We start from the raw sequence: 25,736 nt of genomic DNA, 5'->3' as shown, positions 1-25,736 counted from the left end.
CGGCGCACCTGTCAGGGCGCGGGCGCGGTCGTTCTGGCTTCAGCCTCCTCCACGACCCGCGCTTCCTTTTCGGCGCGCAGGCGTTCGGAGTGGAGCAGCTTGTCGGCCATCGCCTGCCACGCCGCGGCGGCGCGCAGATTGCGGTCGCGCACCTGCGTCAACGACGATGCGTCGGCATCGGTGCGGCACTTGTCCGCCTGGGCGATGTAGAATTCGGTGGTGGCCGACATGGCTGCTCTTCCTTGTACGGTTGTCCGTTACGGTCGATCAATCGACCATATCGGCGATCAGGCGCCGAAGCTCGCGGCGCGACAGCGTCGGGCGGCGGCGCGGCGCGCGGGCCGGAGAAATCCGGGCCGTCTGCGCCCGGCCGGCCAGCGACAGCGCGGGCAGAGCGGGAAAAATAGAAGGGTTGTTATAGAAGTTCGTCATCATCTTTATCTTTGCTTTGGATGTTGTGGTTTTTGGAGACCGGCGCCACTGCGCCGATCCCGTATCGTTTGACCCTTGAAGGATCAGAGCCCGCGCCGTTTGCGCTGGCTGGGCGGAACCGGCCCGCCGCCGCGTTCGCGGTAGACAAGGCGGCCCTTGCTGAGGTCATAGGGCGTCACTTCGACGCGCACGGCGTCGCCGACGACCGACCGGATGCGGAAACGCCGCATCCGGCCCGCCGTATAGACGATCAGCCGATGACCGTTTTCGAGCGTGACGCCGAAGCGCCCGTCGGGCAGGATCTCGTTGATCTGCCCTTCGAAGGTCATGACTTCCTCTTTGGCCAAGATCAGGCCGACTGGAGGTTGACTGCCGACGTCTTGCCGTTCTTGCCGGTTTCGAGTTCGAACTGGACGCGCTGGTCCTTGTCCAACGTCGTCATGCCGGCGTTCTGGACGGCGGTGATGTGGACGAATGCGTCGCCCGAGCCATCTTCATTTTCGATGAAGCCATAGCCCTTGTCCTGGCTGAAGAATTTTACGGTGCCGATCGGCATAGGGTGTTTCCTTTCACGAGAAACGGGAATCCCCCGGCAAAAGCACCGGAGGAGCTGGTAGCGTGTGAAGGGAAGAGTCTGCCCCAAGGGGCCGTCAAATTCCGTCGCAGGCGACGTTAGCGAGGCCGATATGGAGGATTGTTCCCGAAAAGTCAAGGTGCCGCGCAAGTGGCGGTAAAATCGCGCGCCGCAACGCCCCCCGATTTTAAGTCATCCCGAGCCGGCGGAATATAAGCAAGACGCGCCATTCTATTTTCCACGATCGCCACAATATTCGCCATTATTCAGCCGCGCGGCGCCGTTTTACGTGGCGTGCGCCGCGCGCCCGGCGGCGGGGGGCGGACCGACCGCGCGATCGTTCGCGCGCGCCCGCGTTTCGACCATGCGGTCGAGCCGCGCGTCGGTGCGGCGGCGCTTGGCAAAACTGCGCCCCTCTTCGCGCAGCATCTCCACCGGCTCGTCATGCCCCCGGATCGCGCAGTCGAGAAACTCGTCGGCGAGCCGCGTCCGCGCAATCAGCACCGCCGCCGCGCAGCCGATGCGAAACGTCGCCCCTTAGGGCCGCTGTTTCAACTGATAGGCGGCGGACGGCGACATGCCGACCTTCGCCCGCTGAAGCTGAGTTTTCCAATGGGAGATTGCGAGGAGGCGAGTGATGAATGACTTCTTTAAGCTCCATTCGCCGCGCTAAGTATCGCCCGCACGCTCGCCGTCGCGACGTCGGTATCGAGGCCGCAGCCGAACAGGCTTTTCCCGTCGGCGGTACGGCATTCGACATAGGCTGCGGCCTGCACGTTGCTGCCTTGGCCGATCGCGTGTTCGCTGTAATCGACGATGTCCATCAGCGGGCCGCCGGATTCGGCGAGCGCAGCGATGACGCTGCTCATCAGGCCGTTGCCGCGGCCGCTGACGCTGCGTTCGGTGCCGTCGATGGTTAGCTTGCCGGCGAAGATGCGGTCGGCGCCCGAATGGGTCTCCGACCAGTCGACGAGCTGGAAGCGCTTGCCTTCGGTGGCGAGATAGGTGCGTTCGAACGCCTGCCAGATATCGTCGGCGGCGAGTTCGCGGCTCGTTTCGTCGGCGAGCGCCTGGACGACGTGGCTGAAGCTCGCCTGCATCTTCTTGGGCAGCTTCAGTCCCTTGTCCTGTTCAAGCACCCAGGCGACGCCGCCCTTGCCCGACTGGCTGTTGACGCGGATCACCGCTTCGTAGCTGCGGCCCAGATCGGCGGGGTCGATGGGCAGATAGGGCACCTCCCACGCTTCGTCATTCTGGCGTTCGCGTGCGGCGAAACCCTTCTTGATCGCGTCCTGATGGCTGCCCGAAAAGGCGGTGTAGACCAGATCGCCGCCATAGGGATGGCGCGGGTGGACGGGGATATTGTTGCAATATTCGACCGTCTGGATGACCTGATCGATGTCCGAGAAATCCAGCTCGGGATCGACGCCCTGCGTGTACATGTTGAGCGCGATGGTGACGAGGCAGGTGTTGCCGGTGCGCTCGCCATTGCCGAACAGGCAGCCTTCGACGCGGTCGGCGCCGGCGAGCAGGCCGAGCTCGGCTGCGGCGACGCCGGTGCCGCGGTCGTTGTGCGTGTGCAGGCTGATCAGCGCGGCGTCGCGGTTCGGCAGATGCTTGCCGAAATATTCGATCTGGTCGGCGTAGATATTGGGGGTCGCCGCCTCGACCGTCGCGGGCAGGTTGAGGATGATCGGCTTGTCGGCGCTGGGCTGGAGAATGTCCATCACCGCGGCGCAGACCTCGATCGAGAAATCGATCTCGGTCGTCGAGAAGCATTCGGGGCTATATTCGAAGCGCCAGTCGGTGCCGGGCAGGCGCGCGGCATTGTCGCGCAGCTGCTTCGCGCCTTCGACGGCGATCGCCTTGATATCGGCCTTGTCCATGCCAAAGACGATCTTGCGCCACGCGGGCGCGACGGCGTTGTAAACGTGGACGATCGCGGTTTTCGCGCCCGCGAGGCTGTCGAAGCTGGTGCGAATGAGGTCGGCGCGGCTCTGCGTCAGCACCTGCGGCGTGACGTCATCGGGGACGCGGCCCGAGCGGACGAGGTTCTGGATATAGTCGAAATCGGTCGCGCCCGAGGCGGGGAAGCCGACCTCTATCTCCTTCAGCCCGCAGCGCACGAGCAGGTCGAAGAAGCGCGTCTTTTTCTCGGCATCCATCGGATCGATCAGCGACTGGTTGCCGTCGCGCAGATCGGTCGACAGCCAGATCGGCGCGCGCGTGATCGTGCGCGAGGGCCACTGGCGATCGGTCAGCGGAATCTGGGGAAAGGGGCGGTATTTGACCGAAGGGTCGCGGAGCATGGTCATGGGGTGAAATTCTTCTGCTGGGATTGGCTGGCTGTGTCGATCGGACCCTTGAGCGGGTGGCCGCGACTAACGCGCAGCCAGTGTCACGCCCAAGGGCGTGTAAGTCGCAGAAGAAGAAGAGCGTTGCCGCGCATGGCGCCCCCATGATGCATTATGTCGCGCTTGGCAAGGGCAACGTGCGAAAATGTCGCCGGACCGCCATCCGAGAGGATGGGCGGCGGCCCGGCGCAGGGTGGGGTTAACGGCGGGAGAGGGCGTTGCCCCCTCAGGCGTCTTCGTTGTCGCGGACGTGGCCTTCGGCGGGATCGCGCGCGTCGTCGTCGTCATCGTCATCGAAATCATCGCCGAATTCGAAGACTTCCTCCTCGACCATATTGTCAGCGGCGTGGATGCGCACGCCGATCAGCCAGTCGGCAAGCGGGCCTTCCCAGCCCGCCTCGACCGGGGCGAGCGCATCGGCGGCGCTGCCCGCCGGGCGATCGCCGACAAGGTCGAAATCCTGCACCCCGTCGTCGGGCGGGGTGATGTAGACATGGGGTTCGAGCCGGACATGCGTCCATCCGGCGGTGGGGGCGAGGCCGTCGGCCTCGACAATCAGCAGCGGATCGTCCGCATCGCCGCCGACCATGGCGGCCACCTCGACTATTTCGCGAACCAGTTCGCTCATCGTGCCGACTCCTGCGAAAAGGGCGGGGCCCCAACCGGACCCCGCCCCCTGGCTAGCGGCGCTGTGTGACAGATTGATGCGTCACTGTTTTTCGAAGGCGGCGTGGATGTCGAGCTTCACCTCGTCGCTGACGAAGGGGATGCCGTAGAGGACGCCGAAATCGCTGCGCTTGATCGTCGTTTCGGCTTCGAAGCCGACGGTATCCTTCTTGCTCATCCCCATGCCGGCGCCGTGAAATTCGACGTCGAGGGTGACGGGGCGGGTAACGCCATTGAGGGTGAGGTTGCCCGTGACCTTTGCCTCTGTCCCGTCGTCGTCGAGGACGACCGCAGTCGAAACGAAGCGGGCGTCGGCGGGGGCGGGACCGAAGAAGTCGGGCTTGCCGCCGTCCTTGCCCGCGCGCAGCAGATGCGCGGTCAAGCCGGCGCTGGCGGTGGTGACCTTCGACACCGGGATGACGACGTCGACCTTTGCGGCGGCAGGGTTGGCGGGATCGAGCACGAGGGTGCCGGTCACGTCGCCGAAGATGCCGGTATAGTTGCTGAAGCCGAGGTGATCGACGCGCCACACGACCATCGTGTGCGCAGGATCGGCGGCGTAGGTGCCGGCGGTAACGCGGCTCTTGTCGGGCGCGCCGGGGGCGCCGGGCGCCTGGGCGACGACGACGGGAACGGCAACGACAGCAAGAGCGAAAAGCGTGGTGAGCGATGCGATACGGCGCATGAGCGGGAGCCTCCTGTTGGGGAGACGCGATGCTAGGCGAGGGCGCGCGTCGCCGTCAATCGCGTCGCCCGGAAACGCAGCGTTTCGTCCGCTCAGTCGATCCCGTCGCCGATCAGCGAGAAGGGCGCCCAAGCGCTGGGGTGCGACCAGCTTTTGAGGAAGTCGTCGGCGCGCAGATCGTTGCGGATATCGCGCATCGCGTGCTGTAACGCCTCGGCGCGCGAGAGGCCGGGGTTCGTCTGCATCAGTTCGAACAATCGCACGGTGAGTACCGAGGCGACGTCGTCGCGCACCGGCCAGTGCGAGGCGAGCAGGCTTTCGGCGCCCGCGAAGAAGAAGGCGCGCGCCAGCCCCGACAGCCCCGGCGCTCCTTCGCTGCCGTCGCCCGAGGCGGTGTTGCACGCCGACAGCACGACCCAGCGCGCGCCGAGGTGCAGCCCCGCGACTTCAGACGCGGTAAGCAGCCCGTCGTCGAGCGGGGTCGCGGTGGCGGGCGGGGTGAAGACCAGGCCGGGTTCGGCGAGCCCCTTTACCTCGCCCGCGATCAGCCCGTGGGTCGCGAGAAAAAGCACCGAGAGATGTTCGAGATCGCTGCGCTTGAGATTCGTTTCGGTAGCGGTGCCGGCGAGATAGAGGCGCGCGGCGTCGGCGCCGAGCAGCGCCTGCATCGCCTTCAATTCGGCCTCGGTCCCCGGCAGCCGGGCAAGGCGGCGCAGCGCCGCGGGATCGGCGAGCGGCTGCGCATCGCCGATCGCGGGTTGCAGCCCGGCGGTGACGGGGAGTCCGCTGCTGCGCGTGCCGCGCGCGCGGGCGCCGGCAATGCCGCGTGCGGCCGCCTGACCCTCGAGCACCGGATCGCCGAAGCCGACCATGCGCGTGCCCGCCTGGCCCTCGTCGCGCGCCGCGACCGCGCGCAGCAATTGCAGCGACTGGAGCGAAGGAAGCTGAAGCAGCGCGGGGCCGTCGGCGAGCCATTTCGTCGCGCGCAGCACCGCAGGATCGCCATCGGCGCCGGTCGGCTTTTCGGTGACGAGGATGCCGAGCGGCAGCGAGGAAAGCGACCCGGTCGCGGCGGTGAAGAGATGGCGCTTGCCCGCAAGATCGGCGGCGAAGGGCGCGAGCAGCCGGTCGTAGAGCAGCCAGGCGGTGCCGCGATCGAAGGGAAAATCGCCTTCGCCTTCGGCCGACCATTTTGCATCCTCTTCGGCGGTGACGTCGATACTGGCGCCGACGTCCCACAGCAGGCGGCGCACATGCGCGTTGACCTCTGCCGCGGGCATGTCGGCGCGATTCCAGCGCAGCGCGTCATGGGTGACGAGCAGGACATGGGTGCCAAATTCGGACGGCACGAGCATGACGAAGGCTTCGTCGGGCGCGAGCAGCGCCTGCGCCTCTGCGATGGCGAGCGGACGCGGCCGGATCAGCGCGAAATAGTCGGGTGTCGCCGCGGCAATCGCGGCATCGACCTGCGCGCGGCGATCGTCCTTGCGCGCGATTTCGGATTGCAGCGTCGAGAACTGACGCTGGCGTTCGGCGGGGTCGTCGGGGAGCGTTTCGAGCTTCGTGTTGAGCGCCGCGATCTCTGCATCGATCCGGCGTCGTTCCTCGACGAGCGGCGAGACCGAAGCGCGCGCCGCGGCGCGTTCGGCGGCGGCGCGCGCGACGGCCCGGCTGGTCGTTCCCGCCATCGCATCCTGCAACGCGGTGAAAGCCTGTTCGGCGGCAGCGCCGTCATGCACGCCCTTCGCCCACAGGGCGTCGGCGTAGAGCAGGAAATAATCGGCGTAGCGGCGTTCGCCGAGCCATGCCCAGGGATCGGCGGTCACCCAGTCGAGCTTCATTTCGTCGAAGCGGTCGAAGCCGAGCGCATCGCGGAAACTGGTCATGCCGAGCGCGGCATGGCGCGCCGCGGCGAGCGCCAGCGCCGGATCGCCGCGGTTGCGCAGCAGCAGTTCGGAAAGATCGGCCTTGAGCGCGTTGAGCGTGTCGTCGGGATCGCCGAAGCTGCCGCGCCGCGCCGAGCGCCGGTCGGGGTCGAGATAGAGGGCGAGATGGTCATTGGCGGGATCGCCCAGCACATCGGCCAGCACTGCGATCGCGGCGGCGCTGCGATCGCGCTTCTTGAGGAAGGTGGTCAAATTGTCGAGCGCATGAAGGGTACGGAAATCACCGGCGCCAAACGCCTTGCGTTCGACGGCCAGCGCCTCGCGGTAGACGGCTTCGGCTTCGGTATCATTGACGGGCAGATCGTCGAGATCCCAGGCAAGGTCGCGCAGCGCCTTGGCATATTCGTCGCTGTCCTTGCCGTAATGGCCGGCGAACAGCGCCACCTTGCGGCGGCTGTTGGCGATGCGTTCGATCTCGTCGCCATAGCTCGACAGGGTGCGTCTCTCCGCCTCGATCGCCTTTTGCTCGGCGTCGAAATCGATCCCGGCGAGCTGGGTGCCGACGAGCGCACCGAAACCATAGCGGGCGAGCTGGTCGCGGGCGCGGTCGGCCTTGCCCGCCGCGACCGCCGCCTTGGCATAGGCTTCGGCGATGCCGGTCACATCATTGACCATATCCTTGTCGAAATATTCGCCGCTGCCCGCCTTGCCCTTCGTATAATGCGGGCTGGCGACCAGGATTGCGAGGATGCGTTCGTCGAGGGCAAGCGCGTCGTCGGGGTGGTTCGCGCCCGCAAGCGCGGCGCGATAGTCGTAATAGCGGCGGACGAGGCGGAAATCGGGGCCTTCGCAATCGTCGCCGGTGCAGGCATCGATCGCGGCGAGGCTGTCGTCGAACAGCCGTTTGCGCAGCGCCCCGGCGTCGTCGGCGCGGCCGACGAGGGCGAGCAGCGCAGCGTAGCTCGACAGCATGTCGGCGCGCTTGTCGCGCGCGCGGTCGCAGCGCGTGCCCCATGCCGGGCCCTCGCACCCCGCCCAGCGCGGTTCGAAGCGCGCGATGACGGCATCGAAAGCGGCGACGGCTTCGCCGCCGCGCCCGACGTCGTTGAGCATCTGTCCATATTCGAGCAGCGTATCGCCAAGATCGGTATCGTCGCGCGCGCAGCCCATCACCATGCCGGGGACCCGGCGGCCGCAGCCATAGGCTTCCTCGGTCAGCGCGTGGACATAGTGGGAGAAGGGCTCGATCGCCTCTTCGCGGTAGCCGTTGACGCGCAGTGCGATCGCATATTGGCGTTCGACATCGGCGGTCGCATAGGTGCCCGCCCCGTACAGCGCGGTGGCGATTTCGACGGCGCGTACGAGCGCCTGCCGCGATTCGGGTGCCCGGTGCGCCCAGCTGAGATTATTCGCGTGGACGAGCAGCTTGGCGAGATAGGGAGCGCTCTTCTCGCCGCGGTCGGCGGCGATCAGCTTGAGCGTGCGTTCGGAGATGGCGGCGCGGTCGGTAAGATCGGCCGCCAGTTCCTTGCGGTCATTCTCGGCAACCTTCTCGGCGGTCGCCGGTGACAGGTCGGGGACGATCTGCGCCGCGGCCGGTAGCGCGGCGACGAGCCAGAACACCGCCCATATCCCCGCCAGCATCGTCCGCATCCGCCGCATATCCCGCCCCCCGCGAACGGCCGCGCCGGCAAGGCGGCGAAGCCGGAAGCCAAAGGGTTAGGCAAAATTGCGACGCGGCGCAAATCGGGCGTAGAGGGCTTTGGGGAGCTTGGGCGGCTTTGGCGGGAAGCGAGGGTTATTGCCCCGCGGCGCGGCGCTCCGCAAACCATTGGCGCAGCATCGCGGCGGTGCAGCCGGTGAAGCCGTAAGAGCCGATCACCGAGCAACTGTCGGGACGCGTCAGGCGGGCGACATTGTCATAATCCTCGACCCGCGCGCCCCAGGCGCTGCCGCCGACCGACGTGTCCTCGTCCTTGCCGCGCAACTCCTTCGGCACGCGGTAGCGGTCCGATTCAGGGCGCTGGGCGCAGACGACGATGTCCTCACCCTCGGCGACCGGACAATGGTCGTCGCCATAGGTGACGAGAAAGGAGATGCGTTCGGGCGGTTCGCTGTGCTGCGCGAGGCTTTCGTCCTGCGCGGCGGCGGGTAGCGGGGCCAGCAGCATGGCAGCGGCGAGCAGCAGCGACGGGGCGGCGGTTGAAATCGACATGGCGTTCCCTCTGACCATCCCCGTATCCGCAATAGGCACGCGAAGATGAACGCAAGCCGAACCGGGCTCAGGCGATGTCGAGCGACGCGGCGATGGCGGCCCATATTTCAGCGAGTTCGTCAGCGCCGGTGCAATAGGGCGGCATGACGTAGACGCTGTTCCCAAGCGGGCGCAGCAGCACGCCCCGATCGCGGTAGAAGGCGGTGAGGCGGGGAGCGAGCGCCGAAAGATAGCCCGCATCGGGAACCACGAGATCGAGCGCGGCGATGGTGCCAAGGTGGCGCGTGTTGGTGATGCGCGGATCGGCCGCCAGCATCGCGAGATGCGCGGCCTGCGCATCGGCGAGCGCGTCGATCCGCTGCTGCACCGGTTCGTTGCGCCAGATGGCGAGATTGGCGTTGGCGGCGGCGCAGGCGATGGGGTTCGCGGTGTAGCTCGACGAATGATAGAAGGTCTTTGCGCGGTCGGGCGAATAATGCGCCGCGAATATCGCTTCGCTGCACAGCGTCACCGCGAGCGGCATCGCGCCGCCGGTGAGGCCTTTCGACAGGCAGACGATATCGGGGATCACCCCCGCCTGGTCGCAGGCGAAGCGCGTGCCGGTGCGGCCCCAGCCGGTCATCACTTCATCGGCAATGAAGAGAACGCCGTGCGCCGCACAAATGCTGCGCATTTCGGCGAGCACCCACGCGGGATAGATCAGCATGCCGCCGGCGCCGAGAATCAGCGGCTCGACGATGAAGGCGGCGGGCTTTTGCAGGCAGGCGGCTTCGAGCGCGTCGAGCGTGGCCTGCTCCATGCCTTCATGGGGGAAGGGGATGGCGTCGACGTCGAACAGCAAAGGTTGCCACGCGCGGTTGTAGACGCCGCGCTCCCCGACCGACATCGTGCCGATCGTGTCGCCATGATAGCTGTGGTCGAGGACGAGAATGCGGCTGCGCGCCTCGCCGATGTTGAACCAGTAGCCGAGCGCCATCTTGAGCGCGACCTCGACGCTGGTCGAACCCGAGTCCGAAAAGAAGACGCGGGTGAGCGGGTCGGGGGTGATGCGGATCAGTTCGGCGGCGAGGCTCTCGGCGGGTTCGTGTGTCCAGCCCGCGAAAATGAGCTGGTCGAGCCTTTCGGTCTGGGCCCGGATCGCGGCCATGATTTGCGGGTGCGCATGGCCGTGCGTCGTCACCCACCAGCTTGAGATCGCGTCAATCCAGCTATTGCCCTCGGCGTCGTAAAGGCGCGCGCCGCGGGCGCGGTCGATCAGCGGGATCGGCTCGCCGAGGCCGTGCTGAGTGAAGGGGTGCCAGACGGGGGACATTGGCGGTTTCTCTCTTTTGCGTTTGCGCTGCGCTTGTCGAAACACCGCATTTTCGTCGGATGCCCGATAAAGACAAGGACGGCCCTTAGACAAGCTCGGGGGCGAACGGGAATTGGAGTCAGGAGAAATCCGCGATGTTGAAATTGGCCGCGAAAGCCGCCGCGAGCGCCTCGGGGGTCAGCGGGTCAAGGTGGGGGAGGCGGCCGAGACGCTTTGCGCCCGATAGTGCCGCGATGATCGCTTCGCTGTCGGGGGCCGCCTCGCCGACAAAGGCGATCCCGTGGATGGGGACGTGGCGGGCCTTCAGCGCCTCGATCGTGAGCAGGCTGTGGTTGATCGTGCCGAGCGCGGTGCGCGCGCAGACGATCACCGGAATCTGCCAGCGCGCGAACAGGTCGGCGTAGAGCATCGTGCGGGTGACGGGGACGAGCGCGCCGCCCGCGCCTTCGATCAACAGGTCGCCGGGCGGCGGGGCGAGCGCGTCGGCGTCGATGGTCACGCCGTCGATTTCGGCGGCAAGGTGCGGCGAGGCGGGGGTGACGAGGCGCCAGGCTTCGGGATGGACGCGAACGCCGGCGAGGCGCGCGACGGCTTCGCTGTCGGTCTCCTCTTCGAGCCCCGACTGGATCGGCTTCCAGTAGGGCAGGCCGAGCGCGCCCGCGAGCGCGGCCGAAAAGACAGTCTTGCCGATGCCGGTATCGGTGCCGGTGACGACGAAGCGGGTCATGCCGCCGCCATCGCCGCCGACAGCGCATCGACCATCGCGTCGATGTCGCGGGTCGAGACGTTGAGGGTGATCGCGATGCGCAGCCGCGCCGTGCCCTGCGGTACCGTCGGCGGGCGGATGCCACGGATGTCGAAACCCTCGGCCTGCAGCATGGCGGCGATCCGCATCGTGCGGGCGTTGTCGCCGATGACGACGGGGATGATCTGGCTGCCGCTCGGCGCGATGCCGAGCGCCGCGAGCCGCTTTTCGGCGTGGCGGACGAGCCCCGAGAGCCGCGCCGCGCGCTCGGGCTGTTCGGCGACGATTTCGAGCGCCTGGCGGACGAGCCATGCCATGAGCGGCGAGGGCGCGGTCGAGAAGATGAAGGGACGGCCGCGGTTGACGAGGAAGTCGCGCACGATCGCGGGGCCGCAGAGCAACGCGCCCTCGCAGCCCAGCGCCTTGCCGCAGGTGTGGAGCGTGATCAGATTGGCCCGCGGCGCGAGCGCGTGGGCAAGCCCCTGTCCTGCCGGGCCATAGACGCCCGTCGCATGCGCTTCGTCTACGATCAGCACCGCGTCGTGGCGGTCGGCGAGGACGGCGAGATCGGCGAGCGGGGCCCTGTCCCCGTCCATCGAATAGAGGCTTTCGACCGCGATCCATGGCGTGCCGGTACCGCCGCCCGCGCGCCAGCGGAGGATCGCGTCTTCAAAGGCTTGCGGGTCGTTGTGCGCAGCCTCCGTGCGCTCGGCGCGGCCGAGTTTCATCCCGTCGTGCGCGCTCGCATGGATCAGCTCGTCGTGGACGATCAGGTCGCCGCGCTGCGGCAGCGTCGCGAACAGCGCGGCGTTGGCGGCGAAGCCGGTGGGGAAGAAGAGCGCCGCCTCGGTGCCATAGTGGCGCGCCGCATGCGCCTCGAGCGCTTCATGCTCGGCATGGTTGCCGCGCAGCAGCCGCGAGCCGCCCGAGCCAGCCGGAATGCCGCGCGCGGCGCCCTGCGCCAATGCTTCGGCGAGCGCGTAGGAACCCGCGAGCGCGAGATAGTCGTTCGAGGCGAAATCGATCCCGGCGCGCGGCGCGAGCGCGCGGCGGCGGTCGGCGGCGGCGAGGGCTTCGAGGTCGGCACGGTGGGCGTGAAAGGGATCAGGCCGTGGGGGCAAGGATGATAATCTCACAACAGGAAAATTCGCTCGCCCCGAGCCTGTCGAAGGGCGGTTCTATTCTTCGACGATGGAAGAAGTAAGAACGGTGCTTCGACAGGCTCAGCACGAGCGGAAAGAGAGGGAACGCTTTCCCCCGTCGCCGATCAGTTGACCGCCTTGTCGACCAGCTTGTTCTTGGCGATCCACGGCATCATCGCGCGCAGTTGGGCGCCGGTCTGTTCGATCGGATGCGCTGCGGCGGCCTTGCGGCTGGCTTTGAGTTCGGGCTGGCCGGCCTGGTTGTCGAGGACGAAATCCTTGACGAAGCGGCCCGAGGTGATGTCGGCAAGGACGCGCTTCATTTCGGCCTTGGTCTCGTCGGTGATGATGCGCGGACCCGTCTTGATGTCGCCATATTCGGCGGTGTTCGAGATCGAATAGCGCATATTCGCGATGCCGCCTTCATAGAGGAGATCGACGATCAGCTTGGTTTCGTGGAGGCATTCGAAATAGGCCATTTCGGGGGCGTAGCCCGCCTCGACGAGCGTTTCGAAACCCGCCTGGATGAGGTGGGTGATGCCGCCGCACAGCACCGCCTGTTCGCCGAAAAGATCGGTTTCACACTCTTCCTTGAAGGTCGTTTCGATGATGCCGCTGCGGCCGCCGCCGACGGCGGAGGCGTAGCTGAGGGCGAGCGCCTTGGCGTGGCCGTTACCGCTGTTGCCCGATGCTTCCTGCGCAACCGCGATCAGGCAGGGAACGCCGCCGCCCTTCTGATATTCGCTGCGCACCGTGTGGCCGGGGCCCTTGGGCGCGACCATGAAGACGTCGATGTCGGGGCGCGCCTCGATGAGGCCGAAATGGATGTTGAGGCCGTGCGCAAAGGCGAGCGCGGCACCGGGCTTCAGATTGTCGGCGAGATCGTCGTAATAAATCCTTGCCTGATGCTCGTCGGGCGCCGCGATCATGATGACGTCGGCCCAGGCGGCGGCTTCCTTGTTCGACAGGACGCGGAAGCCGGCGCCTTCGGCCTTCTTCGCGGTTGCCGAGCCGGGGCGCAGCGCGATCGCGACATCCTTGACGCCGCTGTCGCGCAGGTTCTGCGCATGGGCGTGGCCCTGGCTGCCATAGCCCAGGATGGCGACCTTCTTGTTCTTGATCAGATCCTGGTCGGCGTCGCGATCGTAGTAAACCTGCATTTTCTTCTTCCCCATAGTGTGTCCCCGCGAAGGCGGGGACCCATTTGACGTTGACTGGACCCCCGCCTTCGCGGGGGAACGCGAAAGTGAAACTAGAGCGCCTCCGGCCCGCGGGCGATGGCGACGATGCCGGTGCGGCCGACCTCGACCAGACCGCATTCGCGCATCAGCGCGATGAAACGGTCGACCTTGTCGCTGTTGCCGGTGATTTCGAAAATGAAGCTCGTCAGCGTCGTGTCGACGACCTTGGCGCGGAAGACGTCGGCAAGGCGCAGCGCCTCGATGCGCTTTTCGCCGGTGCCGGCGACCTTCACCAGCGCGATCTCGCGTTCGACATGCGCGCCCTGATCGGTGAGGTCGGTGACCTGATGCACCGGCACCAGCCGGTCGAGCTGCGCGATGATCTGGTCGATCACCGCGGGCGGACCCGAGGTGACGATGGTGATCCGCGACAGCGCATGATCGGCGCTGATGTCGGCGACGGTCAGGCTTTCGATATTATATCCGCGCGCCGAGAAGAGCCCGGTGATCTTGGCGAGGATGCCCGCCTCGTTATCGACGGTGACGGCGAGCACGTGGCGCTCGCCCGTTTCGGTGGTGATTTTCATCGTTATTCCTTCCCCTCCCGCTTGCGGGAGGGGATCGAGGGGTGGGTGCGAGCGCATCGAGCAGGCGGCGTTGCGGTGCCCACCCCGCTGCGGCGAGCGAACAAGTTCGCAAGCCTTGCTGCCCCTCCCGCAGGCGGGAGGGGATGAAGAGCGTCTGCCATCATCACACCAGCGCTTTCGCTTCGTCGTCCATCGTCCCGGTGACGTCGCTCGGCTGGAGGATCATGTCGGTGTGCGCCGCGCCCGACGGGATCATCGGGAAGCAGTTGGCGAGCTTGGCGACGCGGCAGTCGACGATCACCGGACCCGGCGTCTCGATCATCTGCCGGATGCCGTCCTCAAGCTCGCCTAGCGTGTCGATCCTGAGGCCGGTCCAGCCATAGGCGGCGGCCAGTTTCACGAAATCGGGCAGGCTGTCCGAATAGCTGTTCGAATAGCGGCTTTCGTAGGTCAGTTCCTGCCACTGGCGGACCATCCCCATCCATTCATTGTTGAGGATGAAGATCTTCACCGGCAGGCGGTACTGGCTGACCGTGCCCATTTCCTGGATGTTCATCTGCAGCGAGGCTTCGCCCGCGATGCAGACGACGAGGCGGTTCGGGTGCGCGATCTGTGCGCCGACGGCGGCGGGAAAGCCGTAGCCCATCGTGCCGAGCCCGCCAGAGGTGAGCCAGCGGTTGGGCGAGGCAAAGCCGAAATGCTGCGCCGCCCACATCTGGTGCTGGCCGACCTCGGTCGTGATGATCGGATCGCGGCCGCGGGTCGCGTCGAAGAGCGCCTTGACCGCACGCTGCGGCATGATTTCGGCGCCCGCGTCCTTTTTTTCGGGGAAGTCGAGGCAGCGCGTCGCGCGCCAGCCGTCGATGCGGCGCCACCATTCGCCAAGGTCGCGCGCCTTGTGGCCCTTGTCGGCCCAGGCCGCGATTAGCGCGTCGAGCGCGCGGCCGGCATCGCCGACGACCGCGATGTCAACCGGGACGATCTTGTTGATCGAGCTGCGGTCGATGTCGATGTGGATCTTCTTCGCCTCGGGCGCGAAGGCGTCGAGGCGGCCGGTGACGCGGTCGTCGAAGCGCGCGCCGACCGCTATGATGAGGTCGGCGCGGTTCATCGCCATGTTCGATTCATAGGTGCCGTGCATGCCGAGCATGCCGAGCCATTTCGGATCGTCCGACGGGAAGGCGCCCAGCCCCATCAGGGTCGAGGTGATCGGTGCGCCGGTCAGGCTGACGAGCTGGCGCAGCGCCGCGCTGGCGTCGGGGCCGGCGTTGATGACGCCGCCGCCGGTATAGAAGATCGGGCGTTCGGCCGCGGCGATCATGTCGATCGCCTGCGCGATGGCGCCGGCATCGGGTTCGACCTGCGGACGATAGCTTTGATGCTCGATCTTTTCGGGCACGCTATAGCTGCCCGTCGCGACCTGAACATTTTTCGGAATGTCGATGACGACGGGGCCGGGGCGGCCGTGCGTCGCGATGTAGAAAGCCTCGTGAATCACGGCGCCCAGCCGGTCGGGGTCCATGACCAGATAATTATGCTTGGTGCAGTGGCGCGTGATGCCCACCGTGTCGCATTCCTGAAAGGCGTCGGTGCCGATCAGCGTCGTCGGCACCTGACCCGTCAGCACGACCATCGGGATCGAATCGAGCAGCGCGTCGGTGATGCCGGTGACGGCGTTGGTCGCGCCGGGCCCCGAGGTGACGAGCACGACCCCGGGCTTGCCGGTCGAGCGCGCATAGCCCTCTGCCGCGTGGGTCGCGGCCTGTTCGTGGCGAACGAGGACATGCTTGATCGAGGGATGATTGAAGAGGGCGTCGTAGATCGGAAGTACCGCGCCGCCCGGATAGCCGAACACCGTATCGACCCCGAGGTCGACCAGCGCCTGAACCACCATGTCGGCACCACTCATTTCCTTCACGACATGCGCTCCTTCCTTCGTGCGGCCCGATGCTGGGCGCAGCCTGTCCGCGGCCTTGTTGCGCCGCAGCAGGCAGCGGGCAATAGGTATATGATTCTATCCTGTCAACAGTGTATCACGTAATAATATTGCGATCTGATTGACGGAATCGACGGATAATGACTCTTCGTGGCGCGGCCATCCGGCGGGGGGCTGGTGGCGGAACCAGGTATATTGCCGCTTCGCATATTGGCGGGTCGCCGCTTGCGCCGCCTCGAGCGCCGTCTCGCGGCTGCTTTCGCCGCGGACATGCGCCGCGACCTGCGGCACGCCGATCGCGCGCATGACAGGCAGATCGGGGTCGAGCCCGCGCGCGAGCAGCGCGCTCACCTCTTCGATCGCGCCGCCGTCGAACATACGCACAAGGCGGGTGTCGCAGCGCTCGCGCAGCCAGTCGCGCGGCGGCAGCAGAATGAGCGGCACCAGCGTGATCGCCTCGGCGATGCCGCCGCTGCGTTCCTGTTGCCACGCAGCGAGCGTCCGGCCGGTCGCGCGCACCACCTCGAGCGCGCGCGCGATGCGGGTCGTGTCGGCAGGATTGAGCCGGGCGGCAGCGGCGGGATCGGCTTTGGCGAGCGCGGCATAAGCGTCGGCGACGGGCAGGGCGCGCACTGCTTCGCGAATATCCGGGTCGATTTCGGGCACCGGGGCGATGCCGTCGAGCAGCGTGCGCAGATAGAGGCCGGTGCCGCCGACGAGGATGGGAACCTTCCCCGCGGCGTGCGCGTGGGACAGGGTGCGGCGCGCTTCTTCGGCCCAACGCGCCGCATTGTGGGCGGACCCGCCATCGACATGACCGAAGAGGCGATGCGGGATGCCGGCCATCTCCGCCGCGTCCGGCCGTGCCGAGAGGAGGGGGATGTCCACATAAACCTGACTCGCGTCGGCGTTGACGACCTCTGCGTCGCCGAGCGCCTGGGCGAGGGCGACCGCCAATGCGCTCTTGCCGCTGGCGGTGGGGCCAGCGATAAGCGCCACCGGTGGACGGTGCGTGAAGGAAGAAGAAGGAGATGCCATGTTCGTTGCAACGCTGATAGCAGCCGGGAAGCTGACGGGCGAGGTGGTCCGCGAAGCGATCGACCGTCTCGATGCGACAGGACATGAGGTGGGCGCGCCGCACTGGATCGACGAGGGCGACGCCGCGGACATCTTCTTTCAGGGCAGTCTGGTCAGCGCGCGCGCCGAACTGGCAAAAATGGATCATGGCGCGCTCGACGTCGTCGTCCAGCCGCTTGGCGACCGGACGAAGAAGCTGATCATCGCCGACATGGATTCGACAATGATCACCGTCGAATGCATCGACGAACTGGCCGACTATGCCGGGATCAAGCCGCAGATCGCCGCGATCACCGAACGCGCGATGCGCGGCGAACTAGATTTTCGCGCCGCGCTGATCGAGCGCGTCGGGCTGCTCCGCGGCATGGCCGAGGCGACGATCGCCGAATGCCGGGCGGAACGCGTCAGACTGACCCGCGGTGCGCGCACGCTGGTCCAGACGATGAAGGCGTATGGCGCCTGGTCGGTGCTGGTATCGGGCGGTTTCCTGCCCTTTGCCGCGCCGGTTGCCGAAGCGATCGGCTTCGACAAGGTGGTCGCGAACGAGCTGGAGATCGCCGGCGGCCAGCTGACCGGCAAGGTTGCCGAACCGATCGTCGACAGCTCGGCGAAGCTCGAAACGCTGCGCGCCGAGGCCGCGGCGCGCGGGCTGACGCTGGGTGACACGCTGGCGGTCGGCGACGGCGCGAACGATATTCCGATGATCACTTCGGCGGGGCTCGGGATCGGCTATCACCCGCATCCCGCCGCCGCCGCGGCCGCCGATGCGGCGATCCGCCACCACGACCTGACCGCGCTTTTGTGGGCGCAGGGCTATGCGCGGCGCCAGTGGGTGATGGGATAGGCGATGCTGCGCGCGGCGGGGGCGGGCCTTGCCATGCTGGCGCTGTCCGCCTGCGCGGGCGGCCAATATCGCCCGGTGGCCGATACTCCGGTGCGGATCGGCAAGCCCTATGCGGTCCGCGGAACGACCTATGTCCCCGCCGCCGCGCCTGCCTATGACGCCGTCGGCTATGCGAGCTGGTACGGCAGCGAATCGGGCAATCGCACCGCAAATGGCGAGAAATTCCGGCCCGGCTGGATCACCGCCGCGCATACCACGCTGCCCCTGCCGACCTATGTCGAGGTGACGGCGCTCGACAGCGGGCGGCGGATCGTCGTGCGCGTCAACGACCGCGGGCCGTTCGCCGGCGGCGGGCGCATCATCGACCTGTCGAAAGGCGCCGCCGAAGCTCTCGGCGCGCACCGCCATGGCGTGGTGCCGGTGCGCGTGCGGCGGGTCGAACCGTCCGACGAGGATCGCGCTCGGCTGCGCAAGGGCAAGCCGGCGGCGGCGCTCGCCCCCTTGCCACCGCGCGAGCTGGCGGCGCTGCGCGCGCGGCTGGCGGCGGGGGAGCGCTGAGGCGAAAGGGGGCGGCGGGCGGCGGGCGTCAGTCGCAGGCGCGGTGGAGCTTGACCGCGAGCCACGCCGAGATCAGGCACATGACCGCGCTCATCAACAGCTGATCGACGACGCCGACGCCCGCGAAGCCGAGCCCGATAGCGAGCAGTGAGCCCGCGACCATCGCGCCCGAATTGACGATATTGTTCGCCGCGACGGTGCGCGCGGTCTGGTCCTTGGGCACGGTGGTGGTCAGGAAGGCATAGAGCGGCACGACGAACATGCCGCCGCTGATCGCGATGCCCATCAGGCTGGCGAGCAGCGGGATGACATCGGCGTGGTTTAAAAAGCCGCCGATGCCGTAGAGCGTGCCCGCGGGATCCTGCTCCCAGTTGCGGCAGACGAAATAGAAGGCGACGACGAACGCGCCCATCACGACGACGCTCGCCGGGCTGTAGCGCGCCGATACCTCGCCCTTGAGCAGCCGGTTGACCGCGACCGAGCCGATCGCGATGCCGATCGAGAAGACCGCGAGGAACAGGCTCGCGACGCTCTTGTCGGCGTGGAGGATATTCTTCACCAGCGGCGGGAACTGGATGAACAGCACCGCGCCAATCGTCCAGAAGAAGCTGATCGACAGGATCGCGAGATAGAGCCGCTTGATATGCATCGTGCCGCGCACCAGCGCGATCGACGAGCGGACGATGTGCCAGTCGATCCCCGTTTCCTCGTGCTGCGGCGGCGCCGGCGGCACCTTGCGCCCGGTCCAGTAGCCGATGAAGGCGACGAGCACGACGCCGAGCGCCGCCCATTCGACGTCGATGATACCTGCGAGGATCGTGCCCGCGAGGATCGCGATATAGGTGCCGGCCTCGACCAGCCCGGTGCCGCCCAGCACCTCGTCGCTTTCCAGATGCTGCGGCAGGATCGCATATTTGATCGGACCGAAGAAGGTCGAGTGGATGCCCATCGAAAACAGCGCCAGCATCATCAGCGGAATGGCGACCAGATGCACCGCCCAGCCCATCCATGCGAGGACGAGCCCGGTGCCGCCGACCGCCATGATGAGGATTTCGCAGAATTTGACGATGCGGATGATCATCGCCTTGTCGCGCGTGTCGGCAAGCTGCCCGGCGAGCGCCGACAGGAGGAAGAAGGGCAGGATGAACAGCCCGGTCGCGACCGCGCTGAACAGCGTTTCGGACGCTTCGTCGTTGAAGACGCCGTAGACGACGAACAGCACCATCGCATTCTTGAACAGATTGTCGTTGAACGCGCCGAGCAATTGCGTGACGAACAGGGGAAGGAACCGGCGTTGCTTCAAAAGCGCAAAGGATCCGGTCATTGAAATTCCATCATTGCAGTCCGACATAGCGACCCGGCCGCGCCAAAGGGGCAATTCGGTTGTCGCCCGGGGGGCTTATCGGTTAGGGCTTGGACGGTCAAAGCCCATTTTGGAACTTTCGCGCGATCAGGGGTCATGCTCAGCCTACCGAACATTTTGACGCTTTCGCGCATCCTGACGGTTCCGATCCTGCTGGCGCTGCTGTGGCCGGGCGCGCGCGAGGGGACGCACCAGCCGGCGCCGCTCTATTATGCGCTGGCCTTCGTCCTCTACTGCCTGATGGGCATCACCGATTATTTCGACGGCTATGTTGCCCGCGCGCGCGGCACCGTGTCGCGGCTCGGCGCCTTCCTCGATCCCATCGCCGACAAGATCATGATCGCGGCGGTGATCCTGCTGCTCGTCTTCACGCGCGACATCACCGGCATCCACGTCATCGCCGCGCTCGTCATTCTGCTGCGCGAGATCATCGTGTCGGGACTGCGCGAATTCCTCGCGACCTTGCAGGTGTCGATGCCGGTCACCCGGCTCGCCAAATGGAAGACGACCTTTCAGCTTGTCTCGTTCGGCGCGCTGATCCTGGCGGGCGCGCTGCCCGCTATGGAATGGGTCCGCAGCGTCGGCCTGGCCACCCTGTGGGGCGCGGCGGTGCTGACGATGATCACCGGCTGGGATTATCTGCGCGTCGGCCTGAGGCATATGGACTGACGCCGGTGGCGCTGCAGCTCGCCTATTTCGCCTGGGTGCGCGAACGCATGGGATGCGGCGAGGAGCAGGTCGAACCGCCCGCCAATGTCGCGACCGCGTCCGACCTGATCGCATGGCTCGCCGCGCGCGACGACCGCGGCGCCCGGGCCTTTGCCGATCCGGCGCGGATTCGCGTCGCGATCGACGGCCAGATGATGGGCAATGACGCGGCGCTTGCCGGCGCCCAAGACGTCGCGTTGTTCCCGCCGGTGACGGGCGGATGATCCGCGTCGTCGTCCAGGACGCGGCGATCGACTTTGCGACCGAGACCGACCGCCACGACGCGGGCGGGCACGGCGCTACCGCTAGCTTCGTCGGCCGGGTGCGCGGCGACGACGGCGTGATCCAATTGTTCCTCGAACATCACCCCCAAATGACCGAGCGCGGCCTCGCCGACCTGGCGCACGCCGCCGCGGACCGCTGGCGGCTGCCGGCGCTGACGCTGATCCACCGCGTCGGCGCGATGGCGCCGGGCGAGGCGATCGTGCTCGTCCTCGCCAGCAGCCCGCACCGCGCCGAAGCGCTCGCTGCCTGCACCTTTCTGATCGACCGGTTGAAGACCGACGTCATGCTGTGGAAGCGCGAGACGCTGGCTGACGGCGCCGTCCGCTGGGTCGAACCCCGCGCGGCCGATCAAGAGCGCGCGGAGGGCTGGGATTAGGGAGCGGGCGGAAGGGACGGTTTGGGATGGTTAGGTGCTTCACGGGCCGCGACCACCATATACCCCCCATATCTTCGAGACCGCCCCGTTCTCGGCCTCCCAGCCGACATTCCATATGTTTGAGACGATCAGCTTCTTCTCTACGAATGTGGCGAACCGACCATGTGGCCCCTCTTTGATTGAGAAACCTTGTCGCTCCAACTCCTCGATGATGGCGTTTTCAGCAGTGCCGAGGGGGAAGCGAGCTTTCAGCCTCGCATCGAAGATCGGCTCACCCTCGGCGTATGTTGCTGGGAGATCTCGCGTGATCTCCGGGATTCGCTCCATCCCGCTCGCGATAACACAGGTGATCACGATGGACGCCGCGAGCAAAGAAAAGGCCGAAATCATAAGCCGCATCGGGCGTTCGATAATCAATATTCGCCGCAACTGCCATGGGGTCGTTAGCGATCGTTCGATCGCCGGGGACCAATATATCGACGCGGGACTTTCATAAGATTATAAATGGGGCCGCTGCCGGCCGGGCGCTTTACTGCTGCGCGCCCTGGCGCGGTTGCGGTCTGTCGGTCAATTTGCCCGGTGTTTGCGGAAAATGTCGGCGAGCATGCGGAATTCGTCGGCGCGCGGGCTGCCCTTGCGCCAGACGAGGGCGATGGTGCGCCAGTCGTGGTCGGAATCGAGCGGGCGGGTGTCGATGTCGGTGTGGTCGAGTATGCCCGCCTCGATCGCCATCTGCGGCAACATGGTGATACCCAGCCCGTTGTCGACCATCTGCACGAGCGTATGGAGCGAAGTGCCCATCATGCGTGCGCCCGCGCGCAGTTCGGGGCGGTTGCACGCCGCAAGGGCGTGGTCTTTGAGGCAGTGGCCGTCCTCGAGCATCAGCATCTGCGCGGGGTCGATCTGGTCGGCGCTGACCATTGCGGGAAGTTCCTCCGACTGATCGCCGGGGAAGGCGACGAACAGCGCGTCGTCGAACAGCGCCTCGCTCTCCACATCGCCGCAGGCGTAGGGCAGGGCGAGCAGCACGCAATCGACCTGGCCGTGGTGCAGCGATTCACACGCCTGCGCGCTCGGCTCTTCGCGCAGGAACAGCTTGAGCGACGGGCGTTCCTTGCGCAGCCGCGGCAACAGGTCGGGCAGCAGGAAAGGCGCGATCGTCGGGATCACGCTCATCCGCAATTCGCCCACTAGCGGCGCCGAGGCGGCGGCGGCCATGTCGGCAAGCTCCTCCGCCTCGCGCAGCACCCGGTGCGCCTTCTCGACAATCGCGTCGCCGAGCCCGGTAAAGCGGACGACGCGGCGGGTGCGTTCGACGAGGGTCTGGCCGAGCAGGGTTTCCAGCTCGCGGATACCCGCCGACAGCGTCGACTGGGTGACGTTGCAGGCATCGGCGGCGCGGCCGAAATGGCCATGCTCGTGCAGCGCGACGAGATATTGCATCTGCTTTAGCGAGGGCAGGTAATATTGCATTGATCGAATATAGCAATCGGATTGGTAATTTCGAGTGACTTCGTCGATTATATGCGTCGCGGTCGCATGAGAGGAAGGCAAGGGGACCGAGCCGATGGCAGACGAAGGTGGACGACGAAGACGGGGCGCTGGGGTCGGGGAGCTAAGGCGCATGGACAAAAACCAACCTCATGGAGCGTCCGCTTTCGCGAATGTTCGGCATCGAGCTGAATGAGCGGGATGGGATGGGGAGCTGAAAGGCTGCTCTGCGTCTTCTATATGCAAATGCTGCCGGGATTTGGCTACAAGTATCCGATGGTGCCACGACTTAATAATTATCAGCCAAGATAGAATTAACGCAGTCATAGGAAATTTGCACAAGGGTAGCGCTGAAGAAGGGGTGGGAGCAAGAAATGTCATTCCGCAGGATCGCAGAGATCGTTGTTATTGCGGCGACGACAACGGCCTCGCCAGCTTTTTGCCAGGACGCGGATGTCTCGTCGAACGAGCCAATCCGCACCATTTCGGCAGTGGTCGAATCAGATGCGAAAGCAGCTATTTCAGGGATCAACACGTTCTCGCTTGACCTTTATCGGCGCACGCTGACCGCTGATGAAAACCATTTCCTGTCGCCCGCCAGCGTTTCGGTTGCCATAGGTCTTGCCTATCGCGGCGCGCGCGGTACGACGGCGGGGGAGCTTGAGAAGACATTCCATTTCACCAAGCCGCCGTGGGACTATCTGCGTGCCAACGGGCAAGTGCTTGACACGATGACTTTTTCCGGACCGCGACGCGAACTACGAACGGCGAATGCCGTCTGGTTGCAGGACGAGATGCCGCTTCTGCCCGAGTATGAGAAGGACGTGACGGCTTTTGCGCAGGCAGGGTTGCAGCGTGTGAACTTTCGCGGAGGAGCGAATGCCGCGCGCATCCAGATCAATAGCTGGGTTGCAGAAAGCACTCGGGGCAAGATCAAAGACCTGCTGCTGCCGGACGACATCACAAAACGAACTCGCGCGATCCTCGTCAATGCCATCTACTGGAAGGGCGCATGGGCTGGCGCTTTCGATAAAAAGCAGACAAAAACGGAGCCTTTCACGCAATTGAGTGGCGATCAGGTTTCCACGCCGCTCATGCGCCAGCAGTCCAGATTTCGACTGATCGAGCGGGGCGGCTTCAAGGCGATCTCGCTGCCGTACGTGGGCCACGAAGTCGAAATGGTTGTGTTTCTGCCCAATTCGGCAAAGGGCCTGCCGAAATTCGAAGAAGAGCTCACCGCCGCTGATCTCGCAAATTGGCTTACCGACCTCGCCAACGCCGAGCGGCGCGAAACCATCCTGACGATACCCAAGATGCATGTAGAATTGCGGCAGGACCTCAAGAATTCTCTTATCTCGATGGGTGCACCCACAGCATTTTCAGACGATGCCGACTTTTCGGGAATGGCCACAATTCCATACCCCGGCGAGGTTCCCGAAGCCGTCGGACTGAAAATCGCTCGCGTCATTCACAAGACATATCTTGATGTGGACGAGGTCGGTGCGGAGGCTGCGGCCGCCACTGCGGTCGGGAATATCGTCGTCTCCAGCGCCCGAAGGGAACCACCTCCGCCGCCGTTCATATTCCGGGCGGACAAGCCGTTCTTTTTCCTGCTGCGCGACCTACGGACTGGTTTGATCCTGTTCATGGGACGCTATGTGAAAACCCAAGCGGAGCGTCCGCTCGGCGACTAGGGATTCAGGCCTCCGGCCACACGATATTCAAGCACCGCGATGCCCCCCCGGGGCGTCAACGTATGACGGCTATTGGCGCACCCTCGTCTCGATTGGAATGGCCTAAGATCGGTCGATACTGTTGAAAAAGTCCGAAAGGGGTTTTGCCGGGCCATATTGGAACCAAGCATAGTTGCCTATGCGCATCGATCGTTCGCGCGGCCGAGACTTCATGAATCATTATTACCGAAATTCGATGGGCGCCGTGCGGCGGCCGACTTTTTCAACAGTATCTGTCGAATGCTGTCGTAGCACCGGTCAGCGAGCACTTTGGCAATATTGCCCATTGGCTTGCCATCTGCCGCCCGCGTCAAGACATGCATCAACGACAAGTAACCCCCGGAAAGCCCACCCCATCCATGCTAAAATGACCGCTAGCGCGATAAAGGCGATCAGAAGGCTTGGTTTCATCGACGCTTAATGCCGCTGCGATGCGACGTCCGCAATGGTCTTTAGCTGCCATCTCGTCCCGAACTGCACCCGATGGCGAAAACCGGGGTGGTGAGCTGCCATTAAGATTTCGCGCTTAAAAAAGGCAGTATGTCCATCAGGATCATCACGATAGCCATATTGGCGGCACCCGCGGCCTTGCTCCTGCTACTAAAGCTTTTTCCAAATCTGATATTGTTTGCCCTTCATCAGCTCTACTATGCGCCGCTGGGATCGTGGATCGGTCTGCCGTTTTTCCGACCTGACTCCGAGATTGTTTTCGAGGTGCTTTGGCCGGGACGGATGCTGGCGATAGCAACCTATTCTGGAATGATATGGCTTTTCTGGCTCGCTCGAATGAAGCTTTTTCAAAGCGGGGTCACAAAATAGCAGTCAGTTGAGCGGCCGGACGTCTACAATCGGTCGTGTCCGGAAAAGCAGCTTTCGGAACGAAATGGAGGTTAGCTGCCGTCCTCGCAGCATTGGAATTTATCTACGCGGCCCAGTCTCCGGCGCCTAGCTTCTGTGATCGAAGCCCAGCCAGTCGGCCGTCGGCATCAGGAAGAGGTCGGTGTCTTCGGTGCGGCACCCGGCGGCGGTCAGCATCGCGTGCACCTGACCGCGGTGGTGCGTCTGATGGTTGAAGATATGCGGCAGCACGATGCCGAGCGGGGCGGAGACGTTCCGGCCCGCGGCGCCGCTGTACCAGTCGAGATTGCCGGCAACGGCGCCCGGCGCCATCGCGTCGGCCCAGGTCACGATGAGCGTGTCCATCGCGGTGCGCTGCGCCTTCAGATCGTCCCAGTCGGCGACGAAGCCGCCGCTTTCATTGCCCGGACAATCGGGCGGCGGGCAGCGGTCGAAGCGCGACAGCCAGATGCGGTCGGCCCACAGAAGGTGCGAGAGTGTCGCGTGGATCGACCCGAAAAAGGCGCCGCGATCCAGCCGTCGCTCGGCATCGGTCAGCGTGTCGGCGGCGGCATAGGCGGCGCGGTTTTGCCACCCGTTGTAGCGCGCCATCATCTGCACAAAGCGATTGTCGATCATCGGCCTGTCTCCCGCGCGCGTGCCGCCACGCCAATGACATGCTTGTCAGCAAGCCGCTTGGCATCCGTCAAGTCTTGCCGCATGCTCGGGCAAAACAAGGGAGAGTGTGC

At 65.6% G+C, this 25,736-nt stretch carries 28 protein-coding genes; 7 read left to right on the top strand and 21 right to left on the bottom strand.

The annotated features are described in order from the left end of the window. Nucleotides 1-11: 11 nt before the first annotated feature. From ACT17R_RS01225 to miaA, 17 genes are all read right to left on the bottom strand, one after another. Nucleotides 12-230, bottom strand: coding sequence for a hypothetical protein (locus ACT17R_RS01225; RefSeq protein ID WP_062902711.1), 219 nt, complete (start codon nt 228-230; stop codon nt 12-14). Nucleotides 231-267: 37 nt separating this feature from the next. Next, complete coding sequence (locus ACT17R_RS01220; protein ID WP_156001238.1) at nt 268-435, bottom strand: hypothetical protein; 168 nt, start codon at nt 433-435, stop codon at nt 268-270. 80 nt (nt 436-515) lie between these two features. Continuing rightward, complete coding sequence (infA, locus tag ACT17R_RS01215; RefSeq protein ID WP_040590296.1) at nt 516-779, bottom strand: translation initiation factor IF-1; 264 nt, start codon at nt 777-779, stop codon at nt 516-518. Between the two features lie 2 nt (nt 780-781). Further along, nucleotides 782-988 carry a cold-shock protein gene (locus ACT17R_RS01210; RefSeq protein ID WP_003047572.1) on the bottom strand — a complete coding sequence of 69 codons (207 nt, stop codon included), beginning with the start codon at nt 986-988 and terminating at the stop codon, nt 782-784. 303 nt (nt 989-1,291) lie between these two features. Next, complete coding sequence (locus ACT17R_RS01205; RefSeq protein WP_062902710.1) at nt 1,292-1,510, bottom strand: hypothetical protein; 219 nt, start codon at nt 1,508-1,510, stop codon at nt 1,292-1,294. A gap of 146 nt (nt 1,511-1,656) precedes the next feature. Next, nucleotides 1,657-3,315 carry a 2-isopropylmalate synthase gene (leuA, locus tag ACT17R_RS01200; RefSeq protein WP_263588976.1) on the bottom strand — a complete coding sequence of 553 codons (1,659 nt, stop codon included), beginning with the start codon at nt 3,313-3,315 and terminating at the stop codon, nt 1,657-1,659. A gap of 271 nt (nt 3,316-3,586) precedes the next feature. Beyond that, nucleotides 3,587-3,988: a hypothetical protein gene (locus ACT17R_RS01195; RefSeq protein WP_062902708.1), complete on the bottom strand. Its 402-nt coding sequence runs from the start codon at nt 3,986-3,988 to the stop codon at nt 3,587-3,589. Nucleotides 3,989-4,069: 81 nt separating this feature from the next. After that, on the bottom strand, nt 4,070-4,711 hold the full coding sequence (locus tag ACT17R_RS01190; RefSeq protein WP_186402266.1) for a YceI family protein: 642 nt from the start codon (nt 4,709-4,711) through the stop codon (nt 4,070-4,072). Nucleotides 4,712-4,803: 92 nt separating this feature from the next. Continuing rightward, nucleotides 4,804-8,250: a CHAT domain-containing protein gene (locus ACT17R_RS01185; protein WP_444808822.1), complete on the bottom strand. Its 3,447-nt coding sequence runs from the start codon at nt 8,248-8,250 to the stop codon at nt 4,804-4,806. A 145-nt stretch (nt 8,251-8,395) separates the two neighbouring features. Next, nucleotides 8,396-8,812 carry a hypothetical protein gene (locus ACT17R_RS01180; RefSeq protein ID WP_062902705.1) on the bottom strand — a complete coding sequence of 139 codons (417 nt, stop codon included), beginning with the start codon at nt 8,810-8,812 and terminating at the stop codon, nt 8,396-8,398. 67 nt (nt 8,813-8,879) lie between these two features. Next, complete coding sequence (locus ACT17R_RS01175; RefSeq protein WP_263588947.1) at nt 8,880-10,124, bottom strand: adenosylmethionine--8-amino-7-oxononanoate transaminase; 1,245 nt, start codon at nt 10,122-10,124, stop codon at nt 8,880-8,882. 118 nt (nt 10,125-10,242) lie between these two features. Then, nucleotides 10,243-10,851, bottom strand: a complete 609-nt coding sequence (bioD, locus tag ACT17R_RS01170) for a dethiobiotin synthase (protein WP_062902703.1) — start codon at nt 10,849-10,851, stop codon at nt 10,243-10,245. Next, entirely contained in the window at nt 10,848-11,990 is a 1,143-nt protein-coding gene (locus ACT17R_RS01165; RefSeq protein ID WP_186402263.1) for an 8-amino-7-oxononanoate synthase, read from the bottom strand. The genes bioD and ACT17R_RS01165 overlap by 4 nt, the downstream gene beginning before the upstream one ends. A 146-nt stretch (nt 11,991-12,136) precedes the next feature. Further along, nucleotides 12,137-13,171 (bottom strand): ketol-acid reductoisomerase, encoded by a 1,035-nt coding sequence (gene ilvC, locus ACT17R_RS01160; protein WP_062903244.1) that lies wholly within the window; start codon nt 13,169-13,171, stop codon nt 12,137-12,139. A 92-nt stretch (nt 13,172-13,263) separates the two neighbouring features. Further along, a complete protein-coding gene (gene ilvN, locus ACT17R_RS01155) occupies nt 13,264-13,779 on the bottom strand; it encodes an acetolactate synthase small subunit (protein ID WP_062902701.1) in 516 nt (171 codons plus the stop codon). A 163-nt stretch (nt 13,780-13,942) separates the two neighbouring features. Continuing rightward, on the bottom strand, nt 13,943-15,697 hold the full coding sequence (gene ilvB, locus ACT17R_RS01150; protein WP_444808821.1) for a biosynthetic-type acetolactate synthase large subunit: 1,755 nt from the start codon (nt 15,695-15,697) through the stop codon (nt 13,943-13,945). 96 nt (nt 15,698-15,793) lie between these two features. Beyond that, entirely contained in the window at nt 15,794-16,753 is a 960-nt protein-coding gene (gene miaA / locus ACT17R_RS01145) for a tRNA (adenosine(37)-N6)-dimethylallyltransferase MiaA (RefSeq protein ID WP_444808820.1), read from the bottom strand. On the opposite strand from miaA, the gene serB reads away from it, so the two are divergent. Continuing rightward, the gene (gene serB, locus ACT17R_RS01140) at nt 16,752-17,636 is read left to right on the top strand and encodes a phosphoserine phosphatase SerB (protein ID WP_444808819.1); all 885 of its coding nucleotides are present in this window, start codon (nt 16,752-16,754) and stop codon (nt 17,634-17,636) included. The two genes, miaA and serB, sit on opposite strands and share 2 nt — an antisense overlap. Nucleotides 17,637-17,639: 3 nt before the next feature. Continuing rightward, complete coding sequence (locus tag ACT17R_RS01135) at nt 17,640-18,194, top strand: septal ring lytic transglycosylase RlpA family protein (protein ID WP_186402260.1); 555 nt, start codon at nt 17,640-17,642, stop codon at nt 18,192-18,194. A gap of 28 nt (nt 18,195-18,222) precedes the next feature. Here the strand turns inward: ACT17R_RS01135 and ACT17R_RS01130 are convergent, their stop codons facing one another. Beyond that, nucleotides 18,223-19,518, bottom strand: a complete 1,296-nt coding sequence (locus tag ACT17R_RS01130; RefSeq protein ID WP_062902697.1) for an MFS transporter — start codon at nt 19,516-19,518, stop codon at nt 18,223-18,225. 135 nt (nt 19,519-19,653) lie between these two features. Here ACT17R_RS01130 and pgsA point away from each other — a divergent pair, with 135 nt between their 5' ends. The 3 genes from pgsA to ACT17R_RS01115 are packed head-to-tail and all read left to right on the top strand — an operon-like array spanning nt 19,654 to nt 20,926. After that, nucleotides 19,654-20,226, top strand: a complete 573-nt coding sequence (gene pgsA / locus ACT17R_RS01125) for a CDP-diacylglycerol--glycerol-3-phosphate 3-phosphatidyltransferase (RefSeq protein WP_234179967.1) — start codon at nt 19,654-19,656, stop codon at nt 20,224-20,226. A 5-nt stretch (nt 20,227-20,231) separates the two neighbouring features. Then, a complete protein-coding gene (locus tag ACT17R_RS01120) occupies nt 20,232-20,489 on the top strand; it encodes a MoaD/ThiS family protein (protein WP_217372376.1) in 258 nt (85 codons plus the stop codon). Next, nucleotides 20,486-20,926 (top strand): molybdenum cofactor biosynthesis protein MoaE, encoded by a 441-nt coding sequence (locus ACT17R_RS01115; RefSeq protein ID WP_062902695.1) that lies wholly within the window; start codon nt 20,486-20,488, stop codon nt 20,924-20,926. The genes ACT17R_RS01120 and ACT17R_RS01115 overlap by 4 nt, the downstream gene beginning before the upstream one ends. 39 nt (nt 20,927-20,965) lie before the next feature. Here ACT17R_RS01115 and ACT17R_RS01110 read toward each other — a convergent pair whose 3' ends face one another. Continuing rightward, a complete protein-coding gene (locus tag ACT17R_RS01110; RefSeq protein ID WP_444808818.1) occupies nt 20,966-21,343 on the bottom strand; it encodes a hypothetical protein in 378 nt (125 codons plus the stop codon). 150 nt (nt 21,344-21,493) lie between these two features. Next, entirely contained in the window at nt 21,494-22,399 is a 906-nt protein-coding gene (locus ACT17R_RS01105; RefSeq protein WP_186402258.1) for a hydrogen peroxide-inducible genes activator, read from the bottom strand. 392 nt (nt 22,400-22,791) lie between these two features. Here ACT17R_RS01105 and ACT17R_RS01100 point away from each other — a divergent pair, with 392 nt between their 5' ends. Beyond that, the gene (locus ACT17R_RS01100) at nt 22,792-24,111 is read left to right on the top strand and encodes a serpin family protein (RefSeq protein WP_444808817.1); all 1,320 of its coding nucleotides are present in this window, start codon (nt 22,792-22,794) and stop codon (nt 24,109-24,111) included. 579 nt (nt 24,112-24,690) lie between these two features. Then, the gene (locus ACT17R_RS01095; protein ID WP_186402256.1) at nt 24,691-24,969 is read left to right on the top strand and encodes a hypothetical protein; all 279 of its coding nucleotides are present in this window, start codon (nt 24,691-24,693) and stop codon (nt 24,967-24,969) included. Nucleotides 24,970-25,095: 126 nt separating this feature from the next. Here the strand turns inward: ACT17R_RS01095 and ACT17R_RS01090 are convergent, their stop codons facing one another. After that, nucleotides 25,096-25,626 (bottom strand): DinB family protein, encoded by a 531-nt coding sequence (locus tag ACT17R_RS01090; protein ID WP_186402255.1) that lies wholly within the window; start codon nt 25,624-25,626, stop codon nt 25,096-25,098. Nucleotides 25,627-25,736: the final 110 nt, after the last annotated feature.

The organism is Sphingopyxis sp. Q841, from assembly GCF_052384365.1.
Lineage (GTDB): Bacteria > Pseudomonadota > Alphaproteobacteria > Sphingomonadales > Sphingomonadaceae > Sphingopyxis > Sphingopyxis terrae_A.
The sequence above is the reverse complement of the archived record's forward strand: the minus strand, read 5'-3'. Positions and strand labels throughout refer to the sequence as shown.

What these genes read in the sequence shown, in the direction of transcription:
- ACT17R_RS01225 (WP_062902711.1), bottom strand. Translation starts at nt 230, where the DNA reads ATGTCGGCCACCACCGAATTCTACATCGCCCAGGCGGACAAGTGCCGC.
- ACT17R_RS01220 (WP_156001238.1), bottom strand. Translation starts at nt 435, where the DNA reads ATGATGACGAACTTCTATAACAACCCTTCTATTTTTCCCGCTCTGCCC.
- ACT17R_RS01210 (WP_003047572.1), bottom strand. Translation starts at nt 988, where the DNA reads ATGCCGATCGGCACCGTAAAATTCTTCAGCCAGGACAAGGGCTATGGC.
- leuA (WP_263588976.1), bottom strand. Translation starts at nt 3,315, where the DNA reads ATGCTCCGCGACCCTTCGGTCAAATACCGCCCCTTTCCCCAGATTCCG.
- ACT17R_RS01195 (WP_062902708.1), bottom strand. Translation starts at nt 3,988, where the DNA reads ATGAGCGAACTGGTTCGCGAAATAGTCGAGGTGGCCGCCATGGTCGGC.
- ACT17R_RS01190 (WP_186402266.1), bottom strand. Translation starts at nt 4,711, where the DNA reads ATGCGCCGTATCGCATCGCTCACCACGCTTTTCGCTCTTGCTGTCGTT.
- ACT17R_RS01185 (WP_444808822.1), bottom strand. Translation starts at nt 8,250, where the DNA reads ATGCGGACGATGCTGGCGGGGATATGGGCGGTGTTCTGGCTCGTCGCC.
- ACT17R_RS01180 (WP_062902705.1), bottom strand. Translation starts at nt 8,812, where the DNA reads ATGTCGATTTCAACCGCCGCCCCGTCGCTGCTGCTCGCCGCTGCCATG.
- ACT17R_RS01175 (WP_263588947.1), bottom strand. Translation starts at nt 10,124, where the DNA reads ATGTCCCCCGTCTGGCACCCCTTCACTCAGCACGGCCTCGGCGAGCCG.
- bioD (WP_062902703.1), bottom strand. Translation starts at nt 10,851, where the DNA reads ATGACCCGCTTCGTCGTCACCGGCACCGATACCGGCATCGGCAAGACT.
- ilvC (WP_062903244.1), bottom strand. Translation starts at nt 13,171, where the DNA reads ATGCAGGTTTACTACGATCGCGACGCCGACCAGGATCTGATCAAGAAC.
- ilvN (WP_062902701.1), bottom strand. Translation starts at nt 13,779, where the DNA reads ATGAAAATCACCACCGAAACGGGCGAGCGCCACGTGCTCGCCGTCACC.
- serB (WP_444808819.1), top strand. Translation starts at nt 16,752, where the DNA reads ATGTTCGTTGCAACGCTGATAGCAGCCGGGAAGCTGACGGGCGAGGTG.
- miaA (WP_444808820.1), bottom strand. Translation starts at nt 16,753, where the DNA reads ATGGCATCTCCTTCTTCTTCCTTCACGCACCGTCCACCGGTGGCGCTT.
- ACT17R_RS01135 (WP_186402260.1), top strand. Translation starts at nt 17,640, where the DNA reads ATGCTGCGCGCGGCGGGGGCGGGCCTTGCCATGCTGGCGCTGTCCGCC.
- ACT17R_RS01130 (WP_062902697.1), bottom strand. Translation starts at nt 19,518, where the DNA reads ATGACCGGATCCTTTGCGCTTTTGAAGCAACGCCGGTTCCTTCCCCTG.
- pgsA (WP_234179967.1), top strand. Translation starts at nt 19,654, where the DNA reads ATGCTCAGCCTACCGAACATTTTGACGCTTTCGCGCATCCTGACGGTT.
- ACT17R_RS01115 (WP_062902695.1), top strand. Translation starts at nt 20,486, where the DNA reads ATGATCCGCGTCGTCGTCCAGGACGCGGCGATCGACTTTGCGACCGAG.
- ACT17R_RS01105 (WP_186402258.1), bottom strand. Translation starts at nt 22,399, where the DNA reads ATGCAATATTACCTGCCCTCGCTAAAGCAGATGCAATATCTCGTCGCG.
- ACT17R_RS01100 (WP_444808817.1), top strand. Translation starts at nt 22,792, where the DNA reads ATGTCATTCCGCAGGATCGCAGAGATCGTTGTTATTGCGGCGACGACA.
- ACT17R_RS01095 (WP_186402256.1), top strand. Translation starts at nt 24,691, where the DNA reads ATGTCCATCAGGATCATCACGATAGCCATATTGGCGGCACCCGCGGCC.
- ACT17R_RS01090 (WP_186402255.1), bottom strand. Translation starts at nt 25,626, where the DNA reads ATGATCGACAATCGCTTTGTGCAGATGATGGCGCGCTACAACGGGTGG.